The organism is Pseudovibrio sp. Ad26, assembly GCF_001623285.1.
In the GTDB taxonomy this organism is placed as follows: Bacteria; Pseudomonadota; Alphaproteobacteria; order Rhizobiales; family Stappiaceae; genus Pseudovibrio; species Pseudovibrio ascidiaceicola.
The window spans coordinates 248866-275178 of the sequence record NZ_LMCE01000050.1; the positions used below are offsets into that span (position 1 = coordinate 248866).

27 protein-coding genes are annotated in these 26313 nt (G+C 52.1%); 12 read left to right on the top strand and 15 right to left on the bottom strand.

Annotated elements, in window-relative coordinates; all coding sequences use genetic code 11:
- Nucleotides 1–160: 160 nt before the first annotated feature.
- From PsAD26_RS12225 to PsAD26_RS12250, 6 genes are all read right to left on the bottom strand, one after another.
- Nucleotides 161–1474, bottom strand: coding sequence for a TRAP transporter large permease subunit (locus PsAD26_RS12225; RefSeq protein WP_063310640.1), 1314 nt, complete (start codon nucleotides 1472–1474; stop codon nucleotides 161–163).
- Between the two features lie 5 nt (nucleotides 1475–1479).
- The gene (locus PsAD26_RS12230; RefSeq protein ID WP_057461374.1) at nucleotides 1480–2013 is read right to left on the bottom strand and encodes a TRAP transporter small permease; all 534 of its coding nucleotides are present in this window, start codon (nucleotides 2011–2013) and stop codon (nucleotides 1480–1482) included.
- 61 nt (nucleotides 2014–2074) lie between these two features.
- Nucleotides 2075–3055 (bottom strand): TRAP transporter substrate-binding protein, encoded by a 981-nt coding sequence (locus tag PsAD26_RS12235; RefSeq protein WP_063310641.1) that lies wholly within the window; start codon nucleotides 3053–3055, stop codon nucleotides 2075–2077.
- A gap of 35 nt (nucleotides 3056–3090) precedes the next feature.
- Nucleotides 3091–4332: an FAD-binding oxidoreductase gene (locus PsAD26_RS12240; protein WP_063310642.1), complete on the bottom strand. Its 1242-nt coding sequence runs from the start codon at nucleotides 4330–4332 to the stop codon at nucleotides 3091–3093.
- A complete protein-coding gene (locus PsAD26_RS12245) occupies nucleotides 4329–5468 on the bottom strand; it encodes an enolase C-terminal domain-like protein (RefSeq protein ID WP_063310643.1) in 1140 nt (379 codons plus the stop codon). Before PsAD26_RS12245 ends, PsAD26_RS12240 begins: the two co-directional genes overlap by 4 nt.
- A gap of 5 nt (nucleotides 5469–5473) precedes the next feature.
- Nucleotides 5474–7165, bottom strand: coding sequence for a thiamine pyrophosphate-binding protein (locus tag PsAD26_RS12250; protein WP_063310644.1), 1692 nt, complete (start codon nucleotides 7163–7165; stop codon nucleotides 5474–5476).
- A 206-nt stretch (nucleotides 7166–7371) separates the two neighbouring features.
- Here PsAD26_RS12250 and PsAD26_RS12255 point away from each other — a divergent pair, with 206 nt between their 5' ends.
- The 7 genes from PsAD26_RS12255 to PsAD26_RS12285 all read left to right on the top strand — a co-directional run bounded on the left by PsAD26_RS12255 (nucleotide 7372) and on the right by PsAD26_RS12285 (nucleotide 13928).
- Nucleotides 7372–8070 (top strand): GntR family transcriptional regulator, encoded by a 699-nt coding sequence (locus tag PsAD26_RS12255; RefSeq protein ID WP_063310645.1) that lies wholly within the window; start codon nucleotides 7372–7374, stop codon nucleotides 8068–8070.
- Nucleotides 8071–8156: 86 nt separating this feature from the next.
- The gene (locus tag PsAD26_RS12260; protein ID WP_063310646.1) at nucleotides 8157–8918 is read left to right on the top strand and encodes an aspartate/glutamate racemase family protein; all 762 of its coding nucleotides are present in this window, start codon (nucleotides 8157–8159) and stop codon (nucleotides 8916–8918) included.
- Between the two features lie 3 nt (nucleotides 8919–8921).
- The gene (gene proC / locus PsAD26_RS12265) at nucleotides 8922–9752 is read left to right on the top strand and encodes a pyrroline-5-carboxylate reductase (protein WP_063310647.1); all 831 of its coding nucleotides are present in this window, start codon (nucleotides 8922–8924) and stop codon (nucleotides 9750–9752) included.
- A gap of 125 nt (nucleotides 9753–9877) precedes the next feature.
- Complete coding sequence (locus tag PsAD26_RS12270) at nucleotides 9878–10231, top strand: metalloregulator ArsR/SmtB family transcription factor (protein WP_063310648.1); 354 nt, start codon at nucleotides 9878–9880, stop codon at nucleotides 10229–10231.
- A gap of 13 nt (nucleotides 10232–10244) precedes the next feature.
- On the top strand, nucleotides 10245–10751 hold the full coding sequence (locus PsAD26_RS12275) for an SRPBCC domain-containing protein (protein ID WP_063310649.1): 507 nt from the start codon (nucleotides 10245–10247) through the stop codon (nucleotides 10749–10751).
- Nucleotides 10752–11033: 282 nt separating this feature from the next.
- Entirely contained in the window at nucleotides 11034–12743 is a 1710-nt protein-coding gene (locus PsAD26_RS12280; protein ID WP_063310650.1) for a methyl-accepting chemotaxis protein, read from the top strand.
- A 150-nt stretch (nucleotides 12744–12893) separates the two neighbouring features.
- Nucleotides 12894–13928, top strand: coding sequence for an agmatine deiminase family protein (locus PsAD26_RS12285; protein ID WP_063310651.1), 1035 nt, complete (start codon nucleotides 12894–12896; stop codon nucleotides 13926–13928).
- Nucleotides 13929–14114: 186 nt separating this feature from the next.
- Here the strand turns inward: PsAD26_RS12285 and PsAD26_RS12290 are convergent, their stop codons facing one another.
- The 4 genes from PsAD26_RS12290 to PsAD26_RS12305 form a co-directional block, all read right to left on the bottom strand.
- A complete protein-coding gene (locus PsAD26_RS12290; RefSeq protein ID WP_063310652.1) occupies nucleotides 14115–14969 on the bottom strand; it encodes a methyltransferase domain-containing protein in 855 nt (284 codons plus the stop codon).
- Between the two features lie 254 nt (nucleotides 14970–15223).
- Entirely contained in the window at nucleotides 15224–15514 is a 291-nt protein-coding gene (locus tag PsAD26_RS12295; protein WP_063301284.1) for an SCP2 sterol-binding domain-containing protein, read from the bottom strand.
- A 116-nt stretch (nucleotides 15515–15630) separates the two neighbouring features.
- On the bottom strand, nucleotides 15631–16467 hold the full coding sequence (gene fghA, locus PsAD26_RS12300) for an S-formylglutathione hydrolase (RefSeq protein WP_063310653.1): 837 nt from the start codon (nucleotides 16465–16467) through the stop codon (nucleotides 15631–15633).
- 129 nt (nucleotides 16468–16596) lie between these two features.
- Nucleotides 16597–17706, bottom strand: a complete 1110-nt coding sequence (locus tag PsAD26_RS12305; protein WP_057461388.1) for an S-(hydroxymethyl)glutathione dehydrogenase/class III alcohol dehydrogenase — start codon at nucleotides 17704–17706, stop codon at nucleotides 16597–16599.
- 260 nt (nucleotides 17707–17966) lie between these two features.
- On the opposite strand from PsAD26_RS12305, the gene PsAD26_RS12315 reads away from it, so the two are divergent.
- Complete coding sequence (locus PsAD26_RS12315; RefSeq protein WP_063310654.1) at nucleotides 17967–18413, top strand: hypothetical protein; 447 nt, start codon at nucleotides 17967–17969, stop codon at nucleotides 18411–18413.
- Here the strand turns inward: PsAD26_RS12315 and PsAD26_RS12320 are convergent.
- The 3 genes from PsAD26_RS12320 to PsAD26_RS12330 form a co-directional block, all read right to left on the bottom strand.
- Complete coding sequence (locus tag PsAD26_RS12320; protein ID WP_063310655.1) at nucleotides 18397–19461, bottom strand: putative sulfate exporter family transporter; 1065 nt, start codon at nucleotides 19459–19461, stop codon at nucleotides 18397–18399. The two genes, PsAD26_RS12315 and PsAD26_RS12320, sit on opposite strands and share 17 nt — an antisense overlap.
- Before the next feature lie 160 nt (nucleotides 19462–19621).
- Nucleotides 19622–20824: an MFS transporter gene (locus PsAD26_RS12325; RefSeq protein WP_063310656.1), complete on the bottom strand. Its 1203-nt coding sequence runs from the start codon at nucleotides 20822–20824 to the stop codon at nucleotides 19622–19624.
- A gap of 139 nt (nucleotides 20825–20963) precedes the next feature.
- Nucleotides 20964–21272: a metalloregulator ArsR/SmtB family transcription factor gene (locus PsAD26_RS12330; protein WP_063310657.1), complete on the bottom strand. Its 309-nt coding sequence runs from the start codon at nucleotides 21270–21272 to the stop codon at nucleotides 20964–20966.
- 456 nt (nucleotides 21273–21728) lie between these two features.
- Between PsAD26_RS12330 and PsAD26_RS12335 the strand changes: the two genes are divergently transcribed.
- Entirely contained in the window at nucleotides 21729–22667 is a 939-nt protein-coding gene (locus PsAD26_RS12335; RefSeq protein WP_153041491.1) for a hypothetical protein, read from the top strand.
- A 318-nt stretch (nucleotides 22668–22985) separates the two neighbouring features.
- Here PsAD26_RS12335 and PsAD26_RS12340 read toward each other — a convergent pair whose 3' ends face one another.
- Nucleotides 22986–23777 (bottom strand): cyclase family protein, encoded by a 792-nt coding sequence (locus tag PsAD26_RS12340; protein WP_063310659.1) that lies wholly within the window; start codon nucleotides 23775–23777, stop codon nucleotides 22986–22988.
- 220 nt (nucleotides 23778–23997) lie between these two features.
- Nucleotides 23998–24558, bottom strand: a complete 561-nt coding sequence (locus tag PsAD26_RS12345) for a TetR family transcriptional regulator (protein WP_063310660.1) — start codon at nucleotides 24556–24558, stop codon at nucleotides 23998–24000.
- A 210-nt stretch (nucleotides 24559–24768) separates the two neighbouring features.
- Between PsAD26_RS12345 and PsAD26_RS12350 the strand changes: the two genes are divergently transcribed.
- The 3 genes from PsAD26_RS12350 to PsAD26_RS12360 all read left to right on the top strand — a co-directional run bounded on the left by PsAD26_RS12350 (nucleotide 24769) and on the right by PsAD26_RS12360 (nucleotide 26261).
- Entirely contained in the window at nucleotides 24769–25233 is a 465-nt protein-coding gene (locus PsAD26_RS12350; RefSeq protein ID WP_063310661.1) for a DUF1348 family protein, read from the top strand.
- Between the two features lie 207 nt (nucleotides 25234–25440).
- A complete protein-coding gene (locus PsAD26_RS12355) occupies nucleotides 25441–25980 on the top strand; it encodes a pyridoxamine 5'-phosphate oxidase family protein (RefSeq protein WP_063310662.1) in 540 nt (179 codons plus the stop codon).
- Between the two features lie 50 nt (nucleotides 25981–26030).
- Entirely contained in the window at nucleotides 26031–26261 is a 231-nt protein-coding gene (locus tag PsAD26_RS12360; protein WP_063310663.1) for a tautomerase family protein, read from the top strand.
- Nucleotides 26262–26313: the final 52 nt, after the last annotated feature.

Below are 26313 nucleotides of genomic sequence, written 5' to 3' on the forward strand. Positions count from 1 at the left end.
GAAATTTAGAAATGAGGAATCCAGCGTCTGTGCGCACTTAATGGTTTAATCAAACTAAGCTGATGAACCTCTGATTGCTTACTCTAAGTAAATACCCCGACCTACTTTCGTAGATCGGGGTATCAAGAGATCGGCACTTACGGCAGGTGGTTCAGAGGCGCTAACCTCCGGGCCTGCTGCGAATGTTCTCAGGTAGCCATGTGGCGACCTCAGGGAACGCGATCAGAACGAAGACCATCGCAACCATGATCAGGAACATCGGGAATGCTGCGCGTGCGATGAAGCCCATCTGATAGTTTGTCATGCCTTGCAGCACGAACAGGTTAAACCCGATCGGCGGCGTGATCTGCGCCATCTCAACCACCACTACGATGAAGATACCAAACCAGATCAGGTCAATGCCGGCCTGACGGATCATTGGTTCCACCACAGCCATGGTCAGCACTACAGACGAAATCCCATCCAGGAACATGCCGAGGATCACGTAGAACACCAGCAGCACCATCAGCAGCTCAAAGCGGCTCAGTTCCAGCGTTGCAATCATGTCAGCCAGACCACGCGGCAGACCCGTAAAGCCCATGGAAAGCGACAGGAACGCAGCACCGGCAAGGATCAACGCAATCATGGAGGAGGTGTAGGTCGCCCCCATAAGACTGCTTGTGAAGCTCTTCCATGACAGCGAACCCTGCGAAGCGGCAAGGATCAGGCTTCCGATCACGCCAAAGGCTGCAGCTTCTGTCGCCGTTGCATAGCCAAGGTACATGGATCCAATCACAACAAGGATCAACAGGATCACGGGCAACAGGAAGCGGGTGTTCTTCACCTTCTCAGCAAAGCTCATCTCTGGTTCCGCTTTCGGATCCCACTTAGAGGAGACTTTGGAGGTGATGGCCACATACGCCATGAACATGCCAGCCAGCACGATGCCCGGCATAATGCCCGCAAAGAACAGCTTTGAGATACTCTCATTGATGGTCACACCATAGACGATCAGCGTCAGGGATGGCGGGATCATCAGACCCAGCGTTGCAGCCCCAGCCAACGTGCCAATGATCATCTTCTCCGGATAATCACGTTTACGCAGTTCGGGGATGGACATCTTACCAACGGTGGTCAGTGTCGCGGCAGACGAACCGGAAACTGCCGCGAAGACGGTACAGCCAACAATGTTGGTGTGAACCAGACCACCGGGAAGGCGGGCCATCCAGGGGGCAAGGCCGCGGAACATATCTTCCGACAATCGGGTTCGGTAGAGGATCTCACCCATCCAGATGAACAGCGGCAGCGCTGTCAGTGTCCAGGAGGAGGATGCCGACCAAATGGTCGTCAACATCACGTCGCCAACAGGGCGGGTGGTGAACAGTTCCATGCCAACCCATGCCACACCCATAAGTGCCAGACCGACCCAGACGCCGGTGCCAAGCAAGGTGAACATGACAAACAGGAACAGAATGATAATGCTTATATTTTCCATTGCTCTTATTCTCCGGCAACTGCTTCTTCAAGTTCAGGCGCAATACGGTGCTTGCCAGTGAATATGAGTTGAAGGAGGTGGTCTGTGAGAGCAATCGCAAGGATCAAGGCACCAAGGAACATAAATCCCTGTGGGATCCAAAGCGGTGTGCGGTCCTGTCCCTGACTGATGTCATTGAATTTGTGGGACCAGTAAACAAAACGGTAGGCGTAGTACACGAAGTACCAGATCGTGGCGGAGCCAATGGCAAAACACCAGATTTCCAGAATGCGCTGTGCTGTCTTGCCCAGCATTTGGTGCAGGATGGATACGCGAATATGGATGCCCTTGTTCAAGGCATTGGCAAATGCAAGGAAACTGGCGGCGGCCATGGCATAGCCTGCATATTCTGCGGCGCCCGGAAAGACCTCTCCCGTCCAACGTGCCAGCATCTGCACGACAATCAGTCCGAGGATGGCAATCAGACAAAGCGCGGAAAGAACTCCAGCTGTCTTGTAGATCCCATCCAGCCCTAAGCGCAGTGCGCGTGTCAGCTTCATTGTTCTCCCCCTCGAAAAAAGAAAAGCCGGAGTTCCATGAGGATCTCCGGCTTTTGCGTGCTTATTTCATTGCTTTGAACGCGCTGACAACAGCCTTGCCGTCGTCACCAGCAGCTTCAAGCCATTCTGCGGTCATGGTTGCACCAATTTCCTGCAGGTCAGCTTTCATCTGGTCACTACCCTTTTCAACCTTCATGCCGCCCTCACGCAGGCCATCAAGGGTGAAGTTTGTGTAGTCGATGGAACGCTTGAGGCCAGCTGCTTCTGCCGTTGCCGCACAGCCCTGAATGATGCCTTTGTTCTTTTCAGAAACACCAGACCACACATCAGAGTTTACGAGCATGTAGTTGCGTGGCAGCCATGCATCCACTTCGTAGAAGTAGTTGAGGCTTTCCCAAACTTTACGATCGTAACCAGTTGCACCGGAGGAGACCATGGAGTCAGCAACACCGGTTGCAAACGCCTGAGAGATTTCAGCTGCTTCAATGGAAACTGGCAGCATGCCTGTCAGCTCAGCAAGACGCGCAGTTGCGGTGTTGTAAGAGCGGAACTTGATGCCTTCCATGTCAGCAACAGAGTTGACTTCGTTTTTGAAGTACAGACCCTGTGGAGGCCATGGCACGGAATACAGCAGGGTCAGGTTCTGTTCGCCAAGAACTTTCTCAAGCGCTGGCTTTGCAGCAGTCCAAAGCTTTGCCGCATCATCAAAAGATGTTGCGAGGAATGGAACGGAATCCACACCGAACAGAGCATTTTCGTTCTGGTGACCGGAAAGCAGACGCTCACCGATTGGCACCTGACCGGTCTGAACTGCACGCTTGATGTCGCCGCCTTTAAACAGGGAGCCGCCCGGGTGAGTGGTTACTTCGATTTCACCGCCAGTGCCAGACGTAATACAAGCTGCAAATTCTGCTCCCGTTACAGAATGGAAGTTGGACCCTGAGTACGCCATTGGCAGGTCCCACTTTTCAGCAGAAGCGGCAGTTGCCCCCAACGCCATAGCGGAAACACTCAAGGTGACCAGTAGACTAGACTTCTTCATATGTACTCTCCTCCAAGAATAAATTAGTGATGCCCTCAATTAAATCTTTGCGGATCGTAAGGGCTTATATCGTTATTGGGGCGTTTACCGCTGATCAGATCAGAGACCAGCCGCCCGGTTTTTGGACCGCCCGTCAGGCCGATGTGGTGGTGCCCAAACGCTGCATAAACACCGTTTTTGCCCACTTCACCGATGAGGGGGAGACTGTCCGATGGTGCAGGGCGGAAGCCCAACCATTCCTCTTCGCTTGACGCTTCCAGATTTGGGAAGCTCTCGCGAACCTTTTTCCGTAATAGAGCCAGAGGTGCTTTGGAAGCTCCCGCTTCCAGCCCGCCAAACTCAACAACACCGGCACAACGCAATCCTTGTGCCATTGGTGTTGCCACGAACTTGCCGGAAGCCACCATAATTGGCTGGTTCGGCTGTTCGCTCGGGTTCTTGAATAAAATGTGGTAACCGCGCTCAGCTTCCAGCGGCACGTTGATGCCAAGCTTATTCATCAAAGGCTTGGACCAGACGCCCGTTGCCAGAACCGCACGATCACAGTCAAAACGTCCTTTATCAGTCATAACAGCTGAAATTGAGCCGCCCGACAGATCGAAATCCTTTACCTCAGCCTGCACAAACGTGCCGCCCATTTCCGTGAAGATCTGCACCAGATCCTGAACATACGCACCAGGGTCCTGAATGAACCCATGATCACGCATCAACGCCAGCAACTTGATGTTCTTGGCAAGGATCGGCTCCATCTCGTGAACGGCGTCGCCTTCAATCAGCTCCGGCACAAACCCGGCATTGCGGCGCAGTTCCCAGGTGTACGCGTCTGCGTCAAAAGCGGCTCTGTCGTTGTAGGCAAAGCTGTAGGTGCTTTCCTGAAGCCACTTTGCCGCGCTGGTACCGTCCACCAATGCATGATGCTGGTCCACGCTGTCACCAACAATCGGCGTCAGACCCTGCGCGATACGGCGGGTTTCTTTATCCGTTGCGTGTGACAGATAGCGCGCCAGCCAGCCAGCCAGTTTCGGCAGGTAGCTCCAACGCAAGAACAGCGGGAAGTTTGGATCCAGCAGAAGCTTTGGGCCTTTCATGATCAGGCCCGGCGCTGTAACTGGAGCCACGGAGCAGCTGGCCAGAACACACGCATTGCCAAAAGACGCGCCCATGCCGGGCTCACCTTTGTCGATAAGGGTCACATCATGACCCTCACGCTTCAACCATAAAGCTGCTGATACACCAACGATCCCTGCACCGATGACAACGACATTATTTTTATTCATGCAGCCCCCATAACCGCACTTTTGGAAATCGCGTAGTGTTCAACTTTTTCCAGATCCGGACGGCCTCCCAAGCCTGCCGTTTGCGGAACGATCACATCGCCGCCACTCGTTTCAAATGGCGTTTCCATAAGGTCTTCTACTAGGAAGTATTTTGCCTGATAAAACTCACAAGCTAAAGTGATTTCTGGCGTTGCAGCAATCATATGCGTTCCGGCAAGGTGGGCGAGGCCGGATTCAAACATGTCGCCACCGTAAGCGCTCATACCAGCGGTTGCAGCCATGCGAGCCACGGTTTGGGCTCGAGTCAAGCCTCCGGTCTTCATTATTTTGACTGAAACACCATCAGCTATCCCCATATTAATCGCAGTCAGCATATCCTCTGGCCCAAAGATGCTTTCATCTGCGAGAAGCGGCACATCGATGGAATTTCTGATAGTCGCCATAAGTTCCCGAAGGTTATGCGCAACTGGCTGTTCGATAAAATCTGGTTGAAAACTTGCGATGTCGCGAACGCACGCTAGGGCACTATCGTGGTGCAGACCCTGATTATAATCCACGCGAATGGAAAACTCAGGATAGCTCATGCGTAGGCGCTCCATACGCATCATATCAAACTCATGGCCTTTGAAGCCGGTTTTGAGCTTGATGATGCGCACGCCATCCTCTTTCAAACGCTCCATCAACGCCAGATCACGATCGAAATCAGGATCAGCAATAGAGCAGGAAAGAGGGATCGTATCCCGGCATTTGCCGCCCAGAAGTGCCCAGACAGGCAAATCAGAGATTCGGCCCTGCAGGTCGAGCAGTGCGGTTTCCAGAGCTGCTTTCGCCTCAGTGCAATGAGCGACCGCCTTTTGAGCGTCCTTCATGATGGTCGCCCGCTCACCAATGGTACGACCAACAACAAGCGGACGGATGTAGCGGTCAAGCGCAGCAAAGGTGGCCTCTGCTGATCCGGTAAACACGGACCACGGCGAGGCTTCCCCCCAACCGGTTTCGCCTCCCTCCGCCGTTAAGCGGAGGATGACAATATCAACGGCATGCTCAACAGAGCCGATGCCATGGTCGCGGCGGGCATTCACTGGCAACTGTACGTGCCAGACATCCATGCCGGTGATTTTCTGTTCAGCGTTCATGGCTCTTATCCCATCCACCGGCGTACAGGTGCATTACTTTCTTCAAGAGGCTGCGTCACAACATCAATCAGCGTCGGGCCGTCATGTTCAATCGCCTCTTTGAGCACACGTTCCAGATCATCCGGATTTTCAACGCGCCAGCTCTTCACGCCATAAGCAGCGGCAACAGCGGCTTGGTCGGTGCGGTTGAAGTCTACATTGTAGTAGCGCGCATCTGTGTCCGCATACTGGCTGGCTTTGATCCAGCCGTAGTTGGAGTTGGAGAACACAATGTAAGTGATTGGCGCGCGAGAGCGGCACACGGTTTCCAGCTCACCACAAGTGAAGCCGAAGGACCCATCACCCATCATAGCGACCACTTTGCTGCTTGGGCGGCCATACCATGCACCAAGCGCTGCGGAGAGCGAGTAGCCCAGTGCACCATGCGCACGGTTGGTGATGAAGTGACGACCAGACTGCGGCAACTGATAATACGCAGAGAAGTACGGGCAGGACGTGCCAGGATCAGAGATCACTGTGGCATCAACCGGCAACACCTTCATCATCGCATCAATCACACGCTCAGGACGGATTGGCGCTTCCCCGCTTTGAGCCAGTTTATTGAAGATCTCGAACTTACGTTTCTTGATGTCTGCAACTGCAGCTGCTCCACCAAAGGTGTCAGCACCTTGATAACGCTTGTCAAGAACTGCATTAACCTGCGCAAGAGACAGTTTGAGGTCACCAACAACGCCAACTTCAACTTCGTAATTCGCACCAATCACCATTGGGTCATTGTCGAAGTGAACGACCCGGGTCTTGGCAGATGGCGCTTCCCAGCGGGAGGTGGTGGTGGAGCCGGCACGTGCGCCCATAAAAACCACAAGGTCCGCATTCGCCATGGCTTCCCATGTCTCATCCGTTCCGCCATTGGACCCAACAACGCCCACACAGTTTGGATGGGTTTCCGCCAGTGAGCCCTGACCAGAGATGGAGGTTGCGACCGGAATATCGAGGCGAGTTGCCAGACGATCCAGCTCTTCCATAGCGCCGGCAATCACAACACCGCCACCACACACGATCAGTGGTTTCTTGGCAGAAAGGATTGCATCAACTGCAGCTTCGGCGGCACCTGGAGCAGGGGCCTGAGGGTAAGCCGGATACGATGTCAGTTGCTGATCTGCCCAGATGTCGGAGGCATCCACTGCATCATACTGAATGTCGTAGGGCAAGCCGAGGTGGGCAGCACCGGAGCGACCGGTTGTCATGGCACGGAACGCTTTGCGAACCATCCGCGGGATGTGATCAGCGCGCTTGATCACGGTATTCCACTTGGTCAGCGGACGCATCAGCGCTTCCTGATCCACTTCAGTCAGCGGGTACTTGCCGTAGGACCCAACGGAGATATCCGTCGTAATGCCAAGCACAGCATAAGAGCTCTCAGAGGCTTCAATCAAACCCGGCAAAATGTAAGTTGCGCCGCCACCGGACGGCCCCTCACACACACCCGGACGCCCGGTCACTCGTGAATACGCATCTGCCATATACGTGGCGCAGCGCTCATCACGGGTCAAAACGTGGGTCATCTTGTGATCAAGCTTATACATCGCGTCATAAAACGGCAGTGTTGTATCGCCGCAAAGACCGAAAATGTGCTGGACGCCCTGCGCCTCCAGCATTTTTACCATGGCTTCTGCACCATTCATCTTATTCGTCACAGTGTCACCTATCAGACCCGTCCCACCCGTTAAGCAGGCAATTTACTAAACCCGAAGAATGCAGAATCGATTGCACTCAAAATTGTATACAGCACAATATTCAATATTGAGCGCAGGTCAAATGGAATGTACAGTTCACCTATGACATGGTAAGTGCTGAGCCGATTTTTGGGGCCTGCAACAGCAGGATTGAGAGCGATTTTGGAATGACAAAAGCTGATAGCAACGTGGACCGCATCTACGAAAAACTACGGAAAATGGCCGCCGATTTTGAATTTAAGCCGGATGCCCGTATCAACGAGAGCGCATTATCCACAGAGTTGGGCGCAAGCCGCACACCCCTGCGCGAGGCATTGAATCGTCTCGTGGCAGAAGGCTTCCTCACATTCCAGAGTGGCCGCGGCTTCTTTTGCCGCCCTTTGAGCCCAAAGCTTATTCTCGACCTTTATGAAGCGCGTGTCGCCATTGAGACGGAGATTGTCCGCCTTGTTTGTCGCCGGGCCAGTGAGGAAGACCTTCAGGATCTTTTGGGGTTCCTGAAATCCACGGAGCCGGACTACGACAGCAGCGACGACCCGATGGAACTGTTGAGCATGGATGAGGCGTATCACATGCGCATCGCCGCTCTATCTCAAAGCAACGAGCTGGTTCGCATTCTGGAAAACCTGAATGATCGCGTGCGCTACATTCGTCTTGTCGACTTGAAATACCTGCGCGGCAAAACCCCCGTTTCCACGCAGGAGGAAGCCCAGCTTTCAGCGCACCGTGTAGTGCTGACCGCCCTGATCAACCGGGACGAAGACAAGGCTGTTTCCACCATGCGCCACCATATTGAACGTCGCCGTGATGAAGCAACAGAGGCAGTCCGCATCGCCTATTCGCAGCTCTACGTTCCGGCAGATTAATAGGAACACCAAAAGCAAAGCAGTTCGCAGGTCCCCAACACTTAAACTGCTTTGATCTCCCAATTTTATAGAAGAGGTTTTGAACTATGTCCGTTGAGTATGGAGGCAAGACCGTATTTGGTGCCTCAGTCGGTATTCTCATGCTGGAAACCAAATTCCCGCGTATTTACGGCGACATTGGCAATGCACAGACGTGGCCGTTTCCGGTGCATTACCGCGTGGTGCGCGGCGCAACTCCAAACAAAGTGGTTCGCAATGATCCACGTGAGCTGGTGGACCTGTTTATTGAAGCTGGCCGCGATCTGGTGCGCACTGGCTGCGATGGCATCACCACCAACTGCGGTTTTCTGGCACTCATTCAGGATGAGGTGAAGGAAGCACTTGGCGTGCCCGTTGCGACATCTTCTTTGATGCAGATCCCAAGCGTGCAGCAGCTTTTGCCGAAGAACAAGCGCGTGGGCGTCATCACCATTTCCAAAGAAACATTGACCAAAGAGCACCTGAAAGCGGCAGGCGCGCCGGAAGATACGGTGATTGTGGGCACAGATGGCCTGCGCAGCTTCACCCGTGAAGTGCTGGATGATTACGACGCCATCAATTTTACAGATGCGCGTCTGGACCTGTTGGACGCAGCTGCAGAGCTGGTGACCAAGAACGAAGGGATCGGCGCGATTGTGCTGGAATGCACTAATATGGTGCCCTATGCCAATGACATCCGCAAATTGACCGGATTGCCCGTCTATTCCATCTACACGTTCGTGAACTGGTTCCAATCTGGGCTGGTTCCGCGTAAGTTCCCGCTGGAACTGGATGACCCGCGTTTGAATTTAGCGACCTACGGAAATTAATTGATGTCGAAGCCAAGTCAGATTGAAGAGATAAACACCAACGGCCTCGTTTTGCTTGGCTGCGGAAAAATGGGTTCTGCCATGCTGAAGGGCTGGCTGGATGCAGGTGTTCTGCCTTCCAGCACCACAGTGATTGATCCTTATCCATCTGACTGGCTTAAGTCGCTGGAAGATCATGGCCTAAGCCTGAACAAGAAACTGCCAGCAAACCCAGCTGTTTGCATTCTTGCCGTGAAGCCACAAATGATGGGCGATGCTACGCCGCAGGTTGTCGCATTGGGCGGTGGCAGCACTGTGTTCATTTCCGTTGCAGCGGGTACAAACCTGACCACACTCCTATCTCTGGTGGGTGAGGGCAGTCCGATCATCCGTGCAATGCCAAACACACCGGCAGCCATCGGTCGTGGCATCACCGCACTCATTCCAAACAGCCATTGCGCTGAAGCTAATCTGGCTATGGCGCAGGAATTGCTCGCCGCTGTTGGCCAGACCGTCGTGTTGGAAAACGAGGGCCAGATGGATGCTGTGACTGCAGTTTCCGGCTCAGGTCCAGCCTATGTGTTCCACTTGATTGAGTGCCTCGCCAAAGCAGGTGCTGAGCAAGGGCTACCGGAAGAACTGGCGATGCAACTGGCCAAGGCCACTGTTGGCGGAGCAGGGCAACTGGCAGAAGATGTCAGCGACAGTCCATCCCAGTTGCGCATCAACGTGACGTCCCCAAATGGAACCACTGCTGCAGCGCTGGATGTGCTTATGAACGAAGACAACGGCATGCCGCCGCTTCTTTCCCGCGCCGTTGCTGCCGCCAAAAAGCGGAGTGAGGAGCTGGCGTAAGCTCTTCAGACATAGTGAGATCTGAAGCCCCGCGCTCCCAATGGAACGCGGGGTTTTCCTTTGCTCAAACACCCCAGCATGACTTTGGGCTTGACCGATCTTGATTATTATATAACCATAAGGTTATGCAACAATTGAACCAGTCATCCCAACCTGAAAATCTTGATGCCGTGTTTGCAGCACTGGCAGACCCGACCCGCCGCGCTATTCTCTCTCGCCTTGCCAATGGCGAGGCATCAGTCAATGAGTTGGCGGAACCGTTTTGCATGAGTCAGCCTGCTGTCTCAAAACATCTCAAGGTATTGGAACGGGCAGGATTGGTTGAGCGTGCCATAGACAAGCAACGCCGCCCGGCACGACTGAAAGCTGCGCCCATGCGTGAAGCGGTCCAATGGTTGGAAGAATTTAGCAAGTTCTGGTCATCCAGCTTCGATCAGCTGGATGATCTTCTGGAGGAATTGAAGAAATCCGAGAGTTGAGGAGGGAATTGGAATGAGCGAACTACCGACCTACGTACTGGAACGCACCTTTAACGCCCCACGCGAGCTGGTTTGGCGCACATGGACCGAGCCGGATCTTATCTCGCGCTGGTACGGTCCAAATGTGGAGAGCATCGTTCACCAGCTGGACGTCAAACAAGGTGGCCTTTGGCTTCATGAAATGAAGTGGGGCGACAATTCCAACTTCCAACGCGTTGAATATACAGAGGTCTCAAAACCCTCACGACTGGTTTGGCTGCATGCAACGTCTGACGCTGATTGGAATGTGATTGCCAGCCCAATGATGCAGGACTGGCCTCGCGTTTTGCTAACCACAGTTACGTTCGAACAAGACGGCGACCAAACCCAAATGCGCCTCACCTGGGTGCCACATGAGGCAACAGACGCCGAAATCGCCTGCTTCGAGGCTGCCATCGGCGGCATGAACCAAGGCTGGAACGCCGGCATGGCCCTCCTGGAAGAACTGCTCGCCGAGCTTCAGGCAAGTTTGACGACGTAGGGTGTGGTGGAGACCTCTCCTCAGCCCCGACCTCTCCCTTGGAGGCGGGGTTTTTTTTTGCGCGGATTGTCGCATTTTGCCCCACCGGCAGCAGCTTATGCGCAGAAATGTGCCCTATCGGAAATAATATAAGTATTTGCTCTCATTATATTTTTGCATATTACCGAGCGGAATAGTTCAAAATTTAATTTGTTATTAGTAAGTGCACCATACCCCTAAAACTAACAGTGGTATTCTTAGAAAATACCCGCAGCGGAAAATAAGAATAGTAACGGGGCACTTATGCACTTTTCCGGAATAAACCTGACCACCAAAATAGCTTCAGCCGTTTCATTTGCCATTGTTGTAACAATCGGTGTTCTTGTGCTGGCCGCAGACCTGTTACTCTGGGGGACGCTGAGCGATGAGGTGAACAAGCGTCACAATATCAATCTTCGCATCGCCGCTGCTCAGTTCCAGCAGGAACTCCCATCAGCAACCGTGAAGCTGGGTCACAATTCTAATGTTGCCAAGATCATCACAAATGAGCCTTTGAGTTTTTCGGATAACGACCTTGTTGACCAGATTGGGCATCTGACTGGCGAGACCGCAACTGTTTTTGTGTGGGATGACGCGACCCAGGATTACTGGCGCAAGACCACCAACATCAAAAACAACAGTGGCAAACGCGCTGTCGATACACCGCTCGGCAAGGCTGGCAGTGTTTATCCAATTATCAAGTCTGGCAAGACTTTCCGCGGCGAAGCCGACATCCTTGGTATGGCCTATTACACGCTGTACCAGCCAATCTTTGACAGCAACAATCGCGTGATTGGTATTCTATATGTGGGCGTTGAGAAATCCCACATTGAAGCGCAGGTTGACAACGTCACCTGGAACTTGCTTTACGCAGCCCTTGGACTGGGGCTTGTTCTTGTGCTGATGGCTTATTTCGGCTTCAAGCTCATGCTGAAACCTATCCCTGTAATGACGAAGGCCCTGCGTGATTTGTCCGAGAACAAGATGGACATCACAATTGCGTACTCCACCCGTACCGATGAGATCGGGGAGATGGCGCAAGCTATTGAAGTTCTGCGCCAGAACAACGTAGAGCGTATTCGCCTGCAAGAGCAAAGCGATGAGGAATCCGGTGCTCGTGAAGAGCGCCAGAGCCGCATCGAGAACCTACTGAGCCAGTTTGGCGCGGAAGTCACCCAAGCACTGCAGAGTGTAGATCAGCGTTCTGAGGAGATGGAACACACTGCCACCCGCCTGACCGGCATTGCAGAAGATTCCGCTCTGCGTTCCAACACCGCTCGTGATGCCTCTGAAGAAGCTTCTGCCAACGTGCAGACTGTTGCAACAGCTGCCGAAGAGTTGAGCGCTTCCATTGAAGAGATCAGCCGCCAGCTGGGAGAGACCAACCGCGTGGTCGGTGCCGCAACCAGTGGTGCAGAAGAAAGCAGCCAGAAGGTTCAGGCGCTTGACAGTGCAGCACAAAAGATCGGCGAAGTCGTCAACCTCATCCGCGATATCGCAGAGCAAACCAACCTGCTGGCGCTCAACGCAACCATTGAAGCAGCCCGTGCTGGTGAAATGGGTAAGGGCTTTGCGGTTGTAGCATCCGAGGTGAAGGAACTGGCAACCCAGACCTCCAAAGCCACTGAGGAAATCTCCGCTCAGATCTCCGGCATCCAGAACTCCTCCAAGGAGACCGTGGAAGCCATTGTCGGTATCAGCGACACCATGAGCGAAGTGAACAAACACGCCACCTCCATCGCCAATGCTGTTGAACAGCAGGGATCCGCGACAATGGAAATCAGCGAGAACGTTCAGATGGCAGCACAGGGCACCCGCAGCGCAGCACACAATGTGAGTGAAGTGTCTGTAAAAGTGACTGAGACGCAGGAAGCAGCCTCTCAAGTGCTTGACGCATCTCAAGCTGTTGCATCCAACGCAGCGCTCCTGCGCAAAACCATCAATTGCTTCATGGATGATATTCGCGCCGCTTAAACGCTATATCTCTTAGGAGAGCAAAGACCTCAGAAGGCCCTGTATTTCATTGGTGATACAGGGCCTTTTTTACATTCAAGCGAATTGATCATCGCCCGTTCACTCACCTGTTTCTACAAGTGAGGCACTGATAGACCAGCTGGAGCACACATGAAAAACCTTAGATCAAAAATCCAGTTACTGGCCTGTACCCTGCTTGCGAGCGTGAGCGTGTTGCTGACAACTGGTTCTTTCACTGCGGCTTTAGCGTCTGATCGGGATTTGATCCTCATCGCAGCACCATCCATTGCTGATACCTACGATGAACCCGAGTATGCAGCGCTGTTTCAGGACATCATAGACTTCGACATTGCCTACGCCAATGCTGTTTATGGAAATGATGAAGTGCGGATCGTTGTAGATGCACAGACACGGTCTTACTTCAAAGGCAAAGTGCCAGACGAGATCCTTCTCACCGACTATCTCCCTCACATTTGGGCTCGGGATTACACCGTCATCAATCCAAGCAAACCGGTTCAGTTCCGCTATACCCCTGTCACCTTTGAAGGAGATCAGGCGGTCGCAGATGAAATGCAGAATGGCTTCAACGCCTTTGCCAAAGCGAAGGGGCTGACATTTACTCACACCGGCTACATGTTGGATGGTGGTAATATTGTCGATAACCATGCAGGCCGGGTGATCACCACAACTCGCTTTTTAGAAGACAATGACTTGTCCTATGAAGACGGTAAGGCAGTTTTGGAGGAGCTGCTGAACGCCAAGGAAGTTGCGATCTTACCTCCCGATGAAGAGGTGATGGCCCACAGCGATGGCATGGTGATGTTTGCAGAAGAAAACACCATCATCCTCAATCGCTATGACGCCCCCATGAGGACCGAGATTACCGAGGAACTGGAGGCATCTTTTCCAGGCATCAAGATTGTTGAAGTGGACGCCATGTGGGATGAGGACGATCTGTCGAGCGCATGCGGGGTCAACGTGAATGCGGCTATGACCAGCAAGTACATCTACATGCCGCACTTTGGCGACCGAAACAGCGATGCTGTTTTAAAGACCATCCAAGCCAACACCAGTAAAACGGTTATTCCGGTCCCAGCCAACAAGGTGTGCAAGTTGGGCGGCTCCGTACGCTGTCTGACCCTTCAGCTGAAAGGCAAAGCAGCGCAGGCAATTCTGCGGAACTAAGCTCTAAAGCACTACATCTTATAGGAGGTGGAGTTGACGCTTGATAGCTGTGCCTGCTTGGAAGAGGATTTTCATGAGGCGCAGCGATCATCATGATTGTGCCCATCATCAAAGCTGCCACCAAGGTGCCGGAGCTAACTATGAGGCGATATCCGGTGATGCAACTTAATGGCCAGCTTTCTGAAGCTATTCAGGGCTGCTTTTCCTCACAATCACCAGCTGACCAGCGATTGGATGTCCTTGTTCCAGACGTAGGACCATTTCTGTTTGGTCGAGGAGTTCAAGATGGTTTTGCTTCAACAGGTTCTGAAGGTAGTCCTGCGAGTGGGCATAGCGACAGTACTTGCCCATGAGATAAGGTTTACCGGCGAACGCTTCTTCCGGTTGGGTCTCCGTTGAAAAGAGGAAGATACCGCCGGGTGTGATATTCTGAGCGATGTTCAAAAACATCTCGTCCAACGTCCCATTATACGGAATGACGTCCGTAGAGATCACAAGATCCCAGGGTTCATGCTGGCTTTGTTTCAAAAACCGAGTGATCTCGCCTTCATGCAAAACGTCGTAGATCTCTTTCTCTTTTGCTTTCTCAAGCATCTCCGCAGAAAGATCCAAACCGGTCTTGTGAGTAACCTGTTCTTTCAACACCTCACAGCAAAGGCCTGTTCCGCAACCAAGATCCAGCATGCGCTTGAAGGGTCCAACCTCAAGCGCAGTCATTCTCTCCTTAACTTTTTCAGGGAGGGCGTATTTCAGGCCTTCCAGTAGCCTTTTGTCAAAGGTCTCAGACATTTGGCCGAATAGCATCTGCACATGAGCCTCAGGCATACTGCTGGGTACATTGCCTTTGCCAATAGCTGCCAGATGAAGTGCAGCGCCAATACTATCTTCTGGATCATTGCGCAGAATGTCCTCAAAGGCCTCTGCGGCTTCATCATACTTGCCTGCAGCTTCCAAGTCTAAAGCGTTGTTAAGCTCAAAAAAACTGGAAAGAATATCTGCAACCGGATCAAACTGATTTTCGTCGTCAATACCATTTTTCATGACTACAGCTCTCTGGTTTTATTAGAGCGCAGTGAGCCATAAAACACTTAATTACCTATCCGCACAGTCCTGTTGATCTTTCGAAAACTGTAATCAGTACGCGAATGGCTGCGAAAGTTTCATGCGCTTGATCTCTCAAGGAAACAGGGCGATATCGCAATTTTAAAATGGAATTTAAAGAGGCTCTATGAGCCATGAGGAGGAGGGAATTAAAGGCGTCAGTCCACAGTACCGCGGACTGACGCTATATTTGCTTAGCCGAGGATTTTGCCAAGGCTCATGGCAACCATCTTGTCGCCGCCGATCTTGATCTTACCCATCATCACAGCTGTCATAGGGTTGACGGAACCATCCACCAAGCCTTTGAAGGTCTTCGCAGAGCAAGAGATTGTGCAATCAGCCTCTGCTTCTTCTGCGCGCGCGCCGTTCTCGTCGACAATGATGAAGCCCTCATCCTTGATGTTGAGCGCAATCGACTTTGACATATCGACGCCATCAAGCTTGCCGTTGATTCCGGATACGATCTTCTGGATGAATTCGGACATCTGTTCCTCTGGCTATTTTCTGTTTAGGGAGGGCAGGACCCTCCAAATTATTGCAGCTACCTAACCCTATTGCCCGCAAACTACAAGCGCCTCAATGGTCTAGTATAGGTTAACGCCTAAACCAATTCGTCATAGTGCCAGGCAATATGGTCCTGCATAAAGGACGCAATGCAATAGTAGCTGTGATCGTACCCACCATGCATGCGCAGGGTCAGATCAACGCCTTCATCGCGGCAAACCTTCTCAAAGACCCAAGGTTTCAGCTGCTCTTCCAGGAAGCCATCAGCAGAACCCTGATCGATCAGGATACGGCCTTTCCAGCCGCGGGACTTGACCAGTTCACAGGCATCATAATTTGCCCAGGTGGAACGGTCTTCACCGAGGTAACCAGAGAAGGCCTTCTCACCCCATGGGCAGTTAATTGGGTTCACAATCGGTGCAAACGCGGACACGCTTTTGAACAGGCCCGGATTTTTCAGCGCGAGGGTCAAGGCCCCATGACCACCCATGGAATGACCAGTCAGGCCCAGAGCGCTCAGGTCGATAGGGAAGTGTTCTTCCAAAATCTCCGGCAGCTCATGCGTGATGTATTCTTCCATGCGGTAGTGCTTGGCCCACGGCTCTTGTGTGGCGTTCAGGTAGAAGCCGGCGCTTTTGCCCATGTCCCAGCCATCATCATCCGCCACATCGTCGCCACGCGGAGATGTATCCGGTGCAACGATGATCATGCCCATCTCTGCGGCTGCACGCTGGCTGCCTGCTTTGGAGACCATGTTTTCCCAGGTGCAGGTGAGACCGGAGAGGAACATCAGAGTTGGACATTCTTCGCCATTCAGGGCACGGCGCGGCAGAAACACCGCAAATTCCATCGGGGTGCCAGTGGACTTGCTGTCATGGCGATAAACACGCTGCTCGCCATCAAAACAGCGCCAGCTTTGGATCAGCTCAATCATAATAGCTCTCTTACAGCGCATTCCCGAAAAACGGTTCCGGTTTCCAGATAAGAATACGCATTAAAATGAAGGCCTAAGCAGAACAGAAGTCCGCTTAGACCTTATCAATACGAAAACCCAGAGTATGGCTTAAAACGTCACAACCGAACGGATGGACTTGCCTTCATGCATCAGATCAAACGCAGTGTTGATCTCATCCAGTGGCATGGTGTGGGTGATCATGTGGTCAATGTCGATCTTACCATCCATGTACCAGTCCACGATCTTCGGCACATCCGTACGACCACGCGCGCCGCCGAAGGCAGTGCCTCTCCAGGAACGACCTGTCACCAGCTGGAATGGACGGGTGGAGATTTCCTGACCAGCACCGGCAACACCGATAATGATGCTTTCGCCCCAGCCTTTGTGAGAGCACTCAAGCGCCTGACGCATGGTGGTTGGGTGGCCAATACACTCAAAGGTGTAATCCGCACCGCCGCCTGTCAGGTCAACAAGGTAAGGAACCAGATCGCCTTCAACTTCCTTCGGGTTGACGAAGTCAGTCATGCCATACTGTTCTGCAAGCGCCTTTTTGCCTGGGTTGAGGTCAACACCAACAATCTGGTCAGCACCGATCAAACGAAGGCCCTGCACAACGTTAAGACCAATACCGCCAAGACCAAACACAATCGCCTTACAGCCCGGCTCAGCCTTTGCTGTGTTGATCACGGCGCCAACGCCAGTGGTTACACCACAACCAATGTAGCAAACCTTATCAAACGGCGCGTCCTTGCGGATCTTCGCCAGAGAAATCTCTGGTAGAACAGTGAAATTGGAGAAGGTGCTGGTGCCCATGTAGTGGTGAATCTTCTCACCATTGATGGAGAAGCGGCTGGACCCGTCTGGCATGACGCCTGCACCCTGTGTGGAGCGGATGGACTGACACAGGTTGGTCTTCGGGTTGAGGCAGTACTCACACTCACGGCATTCCGGTGTGTAAAGCGGGATCACGTGATCACCCGGCTTCAACGAGGTAACGCCTTTGCCCACTTCGCGCACAATGCCTGCACCTTCGTGGCCTAAAATGGCTGGGAACAGACCTTCCGGATCATCACCGGACAAGGTGAAGGCGTCTGTATGACAGATACCTGTTGCCATGATTTCAACCAGAACCTCAAAAGGCTTCGGGCCGTCCAGCTGAACTGTCTCGATGGAAAGAGGGGCTCCGGCTTTATAAGCAACAGCGGCGCGTGTATCCATATTGTGAACCTATACGTCTTGTTATAGACCCGCCGGATGTGGCGGGACCTCCCCAAAATTGATTAGAGCGGCGCACACCTCCCGCGTGTCACCCCTAAACTTGCACCAGTAACTTATAACGCGCAGAACCCCGAATTGCATCAGCGAATTCAGGAGTTTTGCGTAGAGACTAAAGTTAGTAACAAACAACATATTTGAGTGCACAGAATGGACGTCATTGCGCAATTCAATCATTGCTTTGTTGTCTTCAGGAGAAAAATATGAGTGGCATGACAAAGAGCAAGATTCTCGAGTTTTTGCAGGCCTATCCGGTTTATCTTTTCGCGCTGACACTCGCAGGCATCACCACCTTTCTCACCTTTTTTCTGCTTGTTCAGTTTCCTCCAATTGGCTTTTGGGTCCTCATTGTCTTTCGAGAGAAGATCCCAACGGAAGCAATTGCACCGATTATAATGGTGCCCAGCATACCAGCAGCCGTTGTGTTTCATCTCTTTCTCAGGAAAACTGCTCTGAGGCTTCCCATAAGCGCGACTATTTTCAGTTACTTTGCCGGAAGCGGAACAGCAATTCTGCTCATGCCCGTCATAGCAACGCCTTACCTGTCTCAACTGGACGGCTTCCTCATCTTCATCGGCCTAGCCTGCACCGTAGGTTACGCATTCGTCTACTGGCAGCGTGTTCCAAAACCCTCTAAAGCAGGTACTTGATCGCCAGAACGATCCCGCCGAGCAGCAGAAGTGTTTCAGCGACAATGACGAACAAGTGCTGATGGCCGAGGCTAACGAGAGTTTTCAGGGTGGTCATGACGCCCAAAGCCGAGATCGCGATGACGAGGCACCAGGTGGAAGCGTCGACGAGGATCAGGCGCGGAGTCTCTGGTATCCAGCCCAGTGAATTTACCACGACCAGTGCTGCGAACCCAAAGGCGAAATAAGGGACAGGGGCTTTGGTCTGCAGAGCCGTCGTTGCGGCGTTGCTTTTGGTATGCAGCCACTTGGCGGACCACACCGAGATGATGAAGATCACCGGCAGCAACATCATCACCCGCATCAGCTTCACCACTGTGCCGATTTCTCCCGCGCTGTCAGATACGGCAAACCCAGCTCCTACTACCTGCGCAACATCGTGAATGGTGGCACCAAAGAAGATGCCGAGCTGCACATCGGTGAGCCCGAACATCTGGCCAATGCTGGGGTAAAGGATCATCGCCAATGTGGAAAGGGCGGTGACGGCAATGACCGTGAACAAGGTGTTCTGTTCGTTTTCCTTGGAGGTTGGCAAGACGGAGGAAATCGCCAGCGCTGCCGACGCTCCGCAAATGCCGACAGCGCCGCCGGTCAACAACCCAAAACTGGCGGAGCGGCCCAGCAGGCGCGCCACCACAAGCCCAACAAACAGCATGGCCAGCACCGAGAGGATTACCAGAGCCAGCGTTTGCCAACCTAGCTCAAGGATTTGTGCAAAGGAGACACGCAGTCCGAGAAGGATCACGCCCAGACGCAACACCTTCTTGGCGGCAAAGCTCAGACCAACCTGACAGTTGCCGTCCTCATAAATGGAATGCACCGCCATGCCGATCAACAGGGCATAGAGCATGACCGGTCCGCCCTGATGTTCGGAGATGTAACGCGCGGCAATGGCGATCACTGTTGCAATGATGAGGCCGGGAATGATCTCCCGACCCTCTTTCATCCACTTGGAGAAGAACGGACCAGGGCTTTCCGGTTGGTCAGGCAAACTGGAGTCAGCTGGCATAAGATCTCACCCTTGCATGTGCCTTTGATCCCCTGCGCTCTCGATGAGAAACACTTCAGACATCATAGGGACACTGCATGGTGAAGTGGTTACGCCAGCCAAAGAAACCGCCACACCCCATGGCAATTCAGGGGGCGTGGCCTGACTGTTTGGCGGGAGCCTATTGTGTTTCGCTAACCTTTGCTTGCTGCACAGAGTCGCCAACAAGGCTGAGTGCCAGTCCCGCACACGCAATGAACGCAGTGAGGGCAAGCACCAGCCATCCTGTATATTCAACGGAAGTAACCAGACCAACAAACAAGCCGGAGAGTGGCAGAGTGAAGTTGTTGAACAGGATGATCACACCAACCGTCTTACCGTAATCTTCCGGCGGAATAATCTTCTGCCGTGCACTGCGGATGTAGACGTTAAACATGCTGTCAAAGCCAAGGATCACGCAGTACCCCAACAGGTAAATCCAGTAGTTGCTCGTGAACCCTGTGATCACACCACCAACAACCAACCCGCTGTATGAGATGATGCCGATGTGGGTCAGCTTCAGGCGGCTCGCACCTGTAACCAGCAAAACCGCAAAGGTGACAATCGCCCCAACGGATTGCAGCAGCGCGTAGAATTCCTCGGACTGCTCATAAAGGCCGGTGACCATACTGGCGGAGGTTGCCAGTGTGACACCGAAGACCAGATTGACCAGAGCTGTGAGCGCCACAATGCGCTTCAGCCCCGGCAGGTAAAACAGATGGTTGAGCGCAATGCGGAATGGCTTGGTCCAATGCCCATCCAGCGGCTTGGCCTCTTTCAACTCCACGTCACTGAGACGGCGCCAGATGGAGATGAGCGCATCGGCACTGACAAACAGTGCACCTGACATGACCACGACAATTTCCCAGCCGAACACGTTGAACAGAGCCGCGGCAATAACCGGCCCCAACACGATGCAAATCTGGTCAACACTTTGCGCGTAGGACTGCACTTTGGTGAAGGTCACGTCTTTGAAGATTTGCGGCAGCATCACTTCGCGAGCCATGAACCCTTGTGTCGTGAGCACGCCTGAAAGGGCCGCAATGGCAACAATCCAGCCCACATGGGGCATAAAATATTGGCCAACAAGGCCAAGGGCACAGACCAGTGAGCGGCCTGCCTGAGAAATGCGGATCAATGTGACGGGAGAAAAACGGTCTGCCAGAATTCCGCAGACGGGAAAGCACAGAATGCGCGGCAGCGTTTCAGCCGCAAAGGCAAGGCCGGAAAGCGACACACTGCCAGTGGTTTGGAAGACAACAAGAGGAACGACGAAAAGCAGCAGTTGGTCTCCTAAACGAGAACCAAACATGGAGCCAAAGAACACAAAAACGGAGCTTTTCACTCTGTATTCCAGTCATAATTGGATGAGGAACGAATAGTAGGGCTCGCGGCACAAGAGCAATCCGCTGAAGATCAGGGGAGGTGGGAGAAGGCCATCAGCCTCGGAGGATCAGCTTGCAGGTTGCGTCGGCGAGTTATTTTTATGGGGCGATCTTGGTTTGAAGATCATCCAGAAAGAGAGAAACAGTCTCCTTGTTTACGCGGAAATACACCCAGTTGCTGTTGCGCGTGAGCGTCACCAGACCGGCATTCACCAGCACCTTCATATGGTTGGTTGCTGCGGGCTGAGAAATGCCGAGTTTTCGAGCGATTGCTCCCAGACAAACCCCATACTCAATCAGGTCGCCATGCTTCTGCGGCGGAAAATGCGCCTCAGGGTCCTGAAGCCACTCCAGAATGGTCAACCTGTTCTCATTGGCGAGAGTTTTAAGGATTTCAATCAAGCTCATGTAAATAACATATAGGCAGCAAGCTATATAGCAACATTACAATATAGCTTATCAACTATATTCAAGGATCCGCGTTGGAGAATGGCAAGCGCGCTCTTCGTATCAAGCCTTCAAAACACCATTGAAACAACCCGGAAAATGCGATGTTATGGCCGTATTGCTCATAGTTCTTTTGCTTTCGGAAAATCCTTCCCATGTCACACCTTCAGCTAAATTTCTCCAGCGTGGTCAGCGCATTGTTCGCTACCCTGCTTTCATCTACAAACGCGTAGGCAAAGCATTTCTATCCACTATCGCTGGAAATTAAAGAAAGGGACATCCCATCATCGTGTTCAATCATGGCAATGGACGTACCGCCTCAGTGTGGAATACTATCGCATAGAGTTTCTGCCCCCAATGGTTTTTGACGCATAGCGGAGTCACGTTACTCAACTTCAGATTGTTTATGGAATTAGAATGATGAGTTCAGAAGTAGGTGCTGGCGTAACAGGTAACATGGTAACCGATACGAAAACTCATGACGGAGTTTTTGAACACAAAGGGATATCAATCTGGTGGCTCTTCTTCGCTGGGTCGGTGGTTTTGTTGGCATGGGTAGGAAACCTATATTTACCTTATCTGGAACTATCTGTTCCTGGGCTTCCAGAGATGCAACTAGTAAGAGAACGAGGGACTTTTGGCGACCAGTTTGGAGCCGTCAATGCTTTATTTTCAGGGTTGGCTCTGACTGGTCTTGTCTATGGAATTTTGCAACAGCAAGTGACATTGAACGTAGCGCGGGATGAACTGAATATCGCTCGTCATGAGGCAACTCGCACCAAGACTATGCTAGATGAGCAGCGAGAGGCATTAGAGGAGCAAAATAGGGTTAATCGAAAACAAGCATTCGAAAGCAATCTGTTTGAGCTCTTGCGAAAAAACACAGAAGTGCTTGAAGTAGCTACTGAAGGTAATCCAAAGAGCAAATTTCACAACAAAGGTGCGATTGCCTTTGAAGTCACCCTTGAAAATTACAATCATCAGGTACAAAGCAAAACAGTTGGCTACGAGTGGACGGGATTTTACACATCACACCAAAGCACTTTCTCCAACTATGCTTGGCATTCATCCCTCGTAATTGAGTTCATTATTGAGGCAAATTATGCGTCTTTCGGATTCGACACTGAAGAAGAAGGACGTCAGTTTTACTTCAACTTGTTCTTTTTGCAGATACCACCTAACGCTATTTGGGGACTTGCTGCTTGTTATCTTCACGAACAGTTCTCAAACGTCCTATCCAGTGCTTTGACGGTAGATATTATCGCATTTGCCAAAAGAGCCGGAATTTTCGGATATAGCCCTTCAATTATTGAAGCCTACAAAGAGTTGTCTTGCTCCGAAGAGATATCTGCGTAATGTGTCAGTAGCGCATTTGCAATTGAATGTCTGATCAGTGTTGAGCAGAGAGCGTACAACTTAGAGGTAGTTCCAGCCTTCATACGGCATACCTCTTCATCAGACGGCCAAAGAGCAAATATAGATTTGCTTAAGGCAACAGCTTCGCCTTTGTATCCAAATAGCGTGGCTATTGTGTTGATAGTGCCATAAACCCCAAACAGGTAAAGTAAGCCAGCAAACAAGGTGAGACTATCAACTTCAGAGCCCCTGAGAAAACACATTTGATCGGCGGCAGCTCACAAGCCACCGCCAATCAGCGCGTTTCATAGTATTTCGCTAGCTCGCAGAAACCAGTGCGAGTGCGCGAATGGGGCTGCCGGTTCCATCGGCGATCTTGAGTGGAGCCGCAATCAGGATGGCGCCTTTGGGTGGTAGCTTGTCCAGATTAGCGAGGCTGGCGAGCCCGTAGCGGTTGGCAGCGTGCAGCAGATTGTGCGCAGGATAGGGTGGTTCCATTCCTCCGGCGCAACCAGCATCCGTGCCGATGCACTCATTGCCCCAACCAAGAATCCCTTTGGACAGGATATACTCAATGCAATCAACGGTTGGCCCCGGTGAGTGCGGTCCATTCTCATCTACATTGAGAAACTTCGCTTCATCCGTGTTGCGGTGATACCAGTCGCTGCGCATGACAACCCATTCACCAGCATTGATCGATCCATGCTCAGCTTCCCATTCTTTCACGCGGTCAGCAGTCAGCAGGAAATCCGGGTTCGCGGCAGTCTCGGCAGAGCAATCAATCACGTTGACAGGCGCCACAAAATTCTGCGGTGAGATGGTATCGGTATATCCATCTGCATAGTCTTTTCCGGTGATCCAATGGTGTGGAGCATCAAAGTGCGTGCCGGAATGTTCGCCCAGTTTCATCCAGTTCCACGCAAAGAACGGGCCGTCCTCATCATACTCGGAGATCTTATGAATCTCCACTTTCGGCGTGTTTTTAGCAAAGTCTGGCGGCAGCTGTAAAATGGGAGTTTCGGGCCCTAATCGACCCGATAGGTCAATCACTTCCACATCTCCAGTAATCAGTTTTGTGCCAAGGTCTTCCAATATGCTTTTGGTCAGCATCCCTCTTTCTCCCTCCCAGAAAGTGGACGTTTTTAAAACGCGAGATCAACCGTCCCGTGAGATCTCACAGAGACCACGCTAAACATATTCATATGTATACGCAAATATTTTCCGCAGAGTAAGATTTACAGATGAAAGGCCGCACGCTGGAGACCGCGGCGTGCTCAAACCATGTTCTACGCCTTGGGAGGAGACGACTACGTTTCGCGAATTGGGATTGTCAGGAAGCAGCGTCAATCAAGGCTTTGGCAGCTTGTTTCGCTTCGCCTGCCGGGTCCGTGCTATTGCCAAAATGCGCGGTGATGATCGCACCTTCCTGCAGCATAACCAGTTGGCGTGCCAACGCTTCCGGGTTTTTCAGAGCAGCTGCTTCAACCAGTGTCAGCACACCCTTGTACATGGCGTTTCGCTGCTCAACAGTTTGCTGGTGAATAGGGTGGTCAGGTTCCGGATACTCCGAGCTTGCTTTGATGAACATGCAGCTCTTGAAAGTGTCTTCTTTGAACCATTCATCCAACACATCAAACAGCGCCAGCAACTGATCTCTGGGTTCGCTCGCCAACTCAGCAACCCGTTGTGCAGACCAGCTGTGAAACTGCTCTTCACGCAGTTTCAGCGCAGCAAGGATCAGCTCATCCTTGCTTTTGAAATGCTTGTACATGGAGGTTTTGGAGATACCAGATTCCGCCACCAGCATATCCATGCCCGTTGCGTGAAATCCGTTTCTGTAGAAGGTTTCCATCGCCTGTTGTACGAGTTCATCTCGTTTATTTTTGCGCATACCAACCTCTGGGTTTACTGATCAGTACATATAACGAAATAAATATGGCCGAACAAGGGAATTCATTTTAGCCGCAAAATCAAAGAGCTTTGCCAGTTTACGTGACGGGCATCACACACCTCGCAATTTGGTGAATTGACCAAATGAACAGATCGGTACACCTTAGCAATCAGCAACTGTACCGATCAGTAAACAATAAGAGGTAACAATATGCTCAATTTATCTATGCGCCCCCTGACTGAAGATGCGGCACTCGCAAAGGTAAGAGCTGCGGAAGATGCGTGGAACTCACGCTGTCCGACAATTGTTATCCGAAACCTGTCCCGTGATTGCCTGTGGCATGACCGGAACCAGACGATCGAAGGTCGGCCACAGATCATGGGTTTCCTGTCCGCCAAATGGAAGACCCAGCTTCACTACCGCCACATCAAAGAGCTCTGGAGTTTCAACCAAAACCGTTTCTCAATTCGCATTGTCAGTGAATGGCGTACCATACACAACAAGTGGTTCCGCTCCTGTGGCAATGAGAACTGGGAGTTTAACGACAGCGGCTTAATGAAAAAACGGATCACCTGCATCACCGATACAGAGATCAACGAAAACGAACGCCTGTTTGCCTGGCCCTTTGGCCGCCGTCCGGATCACCACCCGGGTCTGTCCGAAATGAACTTATAACGAGCTCCACCGGAGGAATGCGTCCATCCGCTTAGAGTGCCAAGCACGGCCCCATCGACTTGGCCTTTTCAGAACACTGCGGACCTATCCCAGTTCCTCCCGCTCCCCCCAGAGCAATGCGACGGCTCCTTCTACCCAAAGGACCGTCGCATTTTCTGTTGTAGCTCCCATATTCAGAGATATTCATCAGATATCTCGGGAGTTTTCATGCCCAAAGCCTTTGCCCAGATTGCCCTTACGCCTGCTGCTCAATCTTTTCAGGACCACTATGGCACCAAAGCAGCCTACGCTACATTGCTGGAAGGGGAGGAGTTGACGGGTCATCAGATTGAACCAGACCACGCCGCATTCATCAGCCGTATGGACGGGTTCTACCTCTCAACACTCTCGCAAACTGGCTGGCCGTATGTGCAGTTTAAAGGCGGGCCAAGAGGTTTTTTGAAGGTGCTGGATGACCAGCATTTTGCGTATGCCGATTATCGCGGCAACCGGCAATATCTCAGTGCAGGAAACATCTCTCACAACGCCCGCGTATCTCTCATACTGGTGGACTATGAAACACAGCAGAGGCTCAAAATTTGGGGTGAGGCGCAGATTACCTCCCTGGAGGAAGACCGGGAGTTTGTCATGGATCTCATGCCTGAAAACTATAAGGCTGATCCTGAGCGCGCGATTACTATTAAAACAAAAGCACTTGAGTGGGATTGCCCAAGACATATTCCCAAGCGTGCTTCTGTAGCACTTTAAAACAGGCTGCCTTATACTTCAAAGTGCCTTGATTATAAGGAGAGCGAGCAGTGCCTCATATTGTTGTTTATTCCCCTCATCTTAGTCGTGAAAAGAAAGTTGCATGTGTTGCAGCCTTAACTGAAGCATTTTGCACCACAACGGGTTTAGCTAAAGACCACCTCGTGATTCATCTCGAGGAACATTCCTATGAGAATATTGCAGTGGCTGGGAAATTACTGGCAGATACCATTCCTGAAATTGCAGTGGGCGAGAAACCACTTCAGGAAGTCAACGAGTAACATGCACAACGGGTGACCGCCCGCAGAATAGAATTCCTATCCAGCGGGCGTC

Coding starts and splice junctions, on each gene's coding strand:
- PsAD26_RS12225 (WP_063310640.1), bottom strand. CDS start 1,474: ATGGAAAATATAAGCATTATCATTCTGTTCCTGTTTGTCATGTTCACC.
- PsAD26_RS12230 (WP_057461374.1), bottom strand. CDS start 2,013: ATGAAGCTGACACGCGCACTGCGCTTAGGGCTGGATGGGATCTACAAG.
- PsAD26_RS12235 (WP_063310641.1), bottom strand. CDS start 3,055: ATGAAGAAGTCTAGTCTACTGGTCACCTTGAGTGTTTCCGCTATGGCG.
- PsAD26_RS12240 (WP_063310642.1), bottom strand. CDS start 4,332: ATGAATAAAAATAATGTCGTTGTCATCGGTGCAGGGATCGTTGGTGTA.
- PsAD26_RS12245 (WP_063310643.1), bottom strand. CDS start 5,468: ATGAACGCTGAACAGAAAATCACCGGCATGGATGTCTGGCACGTACAG.
- PsAD26_RS12255 (WP_063310645.1), top strand. CDS start 7,372: ATGACAAAAGCTGATAGCAACGTGGACCGCATCTACGAAAAACTACGG.
- PsAD26_RS12260 (WP_063310646.1), top strand. CDS start 8,157: ATGTCCGTTGAGTATGGAGGCAAGACCGTATTTGGTGCCTCAGTCGGT.
- proC (WP_063310647.1), top strand. CDS start 8,922: ATGTCGAAGCCAAGTCAGATTGAAGAGATAAACACCAACGGCCTCGTT.
- PsAD26_RS12270 (WP_063310648.1), top strand. CDS start 9,878: ATGCAACAATTGAACCAGTCATCCCAACCTGAAAATCTTGATGCCGTG.
- PsAD26_RS12275 (WP_063310649.1), top strand. CDS start 10,245: ATGAGCGAACTACCGACCTACGTACTGGAACGCACCTTTAACGCCCCA.
- PsAD26_RS12280 (WP_063310650.1), top strand. CDS start 11,034: ATGCACTTTTCCGGAATAAACCTGACCACCAAAATAGCTTCAGCCGTT.
- PsAD26_RS12285 (WP_063310651.1), top strand. CDS start 12,894: ATGAAAAACCTTAGATCAAAAATCCAGTTACTGGCCTGTACCCTGCTT.
- PsAD26_RS12290 (WP_063310652.1), bottom strand. CDS start 14,969: ATGAAAAATGGTATTGACGACGAAAATCAGTTTGATCCGGTTGCAGAT.
- PsAD26_RS12295 (WP_063301284.1), bottom strand. CDS start 15,514: ATGTCCGAATTCATCCAGAAGATCGTATCCGGAATCAACGGCAAGCTT.
- fghA (WP_063310653.1), bottom strand. CDS start 16,467: ATGATTGAGCTGATCCAAAGCTGGCGCTGTTTTGATGGCGAGCAGCGT.
- PsAD26_RS12305 (WP_057461388.1), bottom strand. CDS start 17,706: ATGGATACACGCGCCGCTGTTGCTTATAAAGCCGGAGCCCCTCTTTCC.
- PsAD26_RS12315 (WP_063310654.1), top strand. CDS start 17,967: ATGAGTGGCATGACAAAGAGCAAGATTCTCGAGTTTTTGCAGGCCTAT.
- PsAD26_RS12320 (WP_063310655.1), bottom strand. CDS start 19,461: ATGCCAGCTGACTCCAGTTTGCCTGACCAACCGGAAAGCCCTGGTCCG.
- PsAD26_RS12330 (WP_063310657.1), bottom strand. CDS start 21,272: ATGAGCTTGATTGAAATCCTTAAAACTCTCGCCAATGAGAACAGGTTG.
- PsAD26_RS12335 (WP_153041491.1), top strand. CDS start 21,729: ATGATGAGTTCAGAAGTAGGTGCTGGCGTAACAGGTAACATGGTAACC.
- PsAD26_RS12340 (WP_063310659.1), bottom strand. CDS start 23,777: ATGCTGACCAAAAGCATATTGGAAGACCTTGGCACAAAACTGATTACT.
- PsAD26_RS12345 (WP_063310660.1), bottom strand. CDS start 24,558: ATGCGCAAAAATAAACGAGATGAACTCGTACAACAGGCGATGGAAACC.
- PsAD26_RS12350 (WP_063310661.1), top strand. CDS start 24,769: ATGCTCAATTTATCTATGCGCCCCCTGACTGAAGATGCGGCACTCGCA.
- PsAD26_RS12355 (WP_063310662.1), top strand. CDS start 25,441: ATGCCCAAAGCCTTTGCCCAGATTGCCCTTACGCCTGCTGCTCAATCT.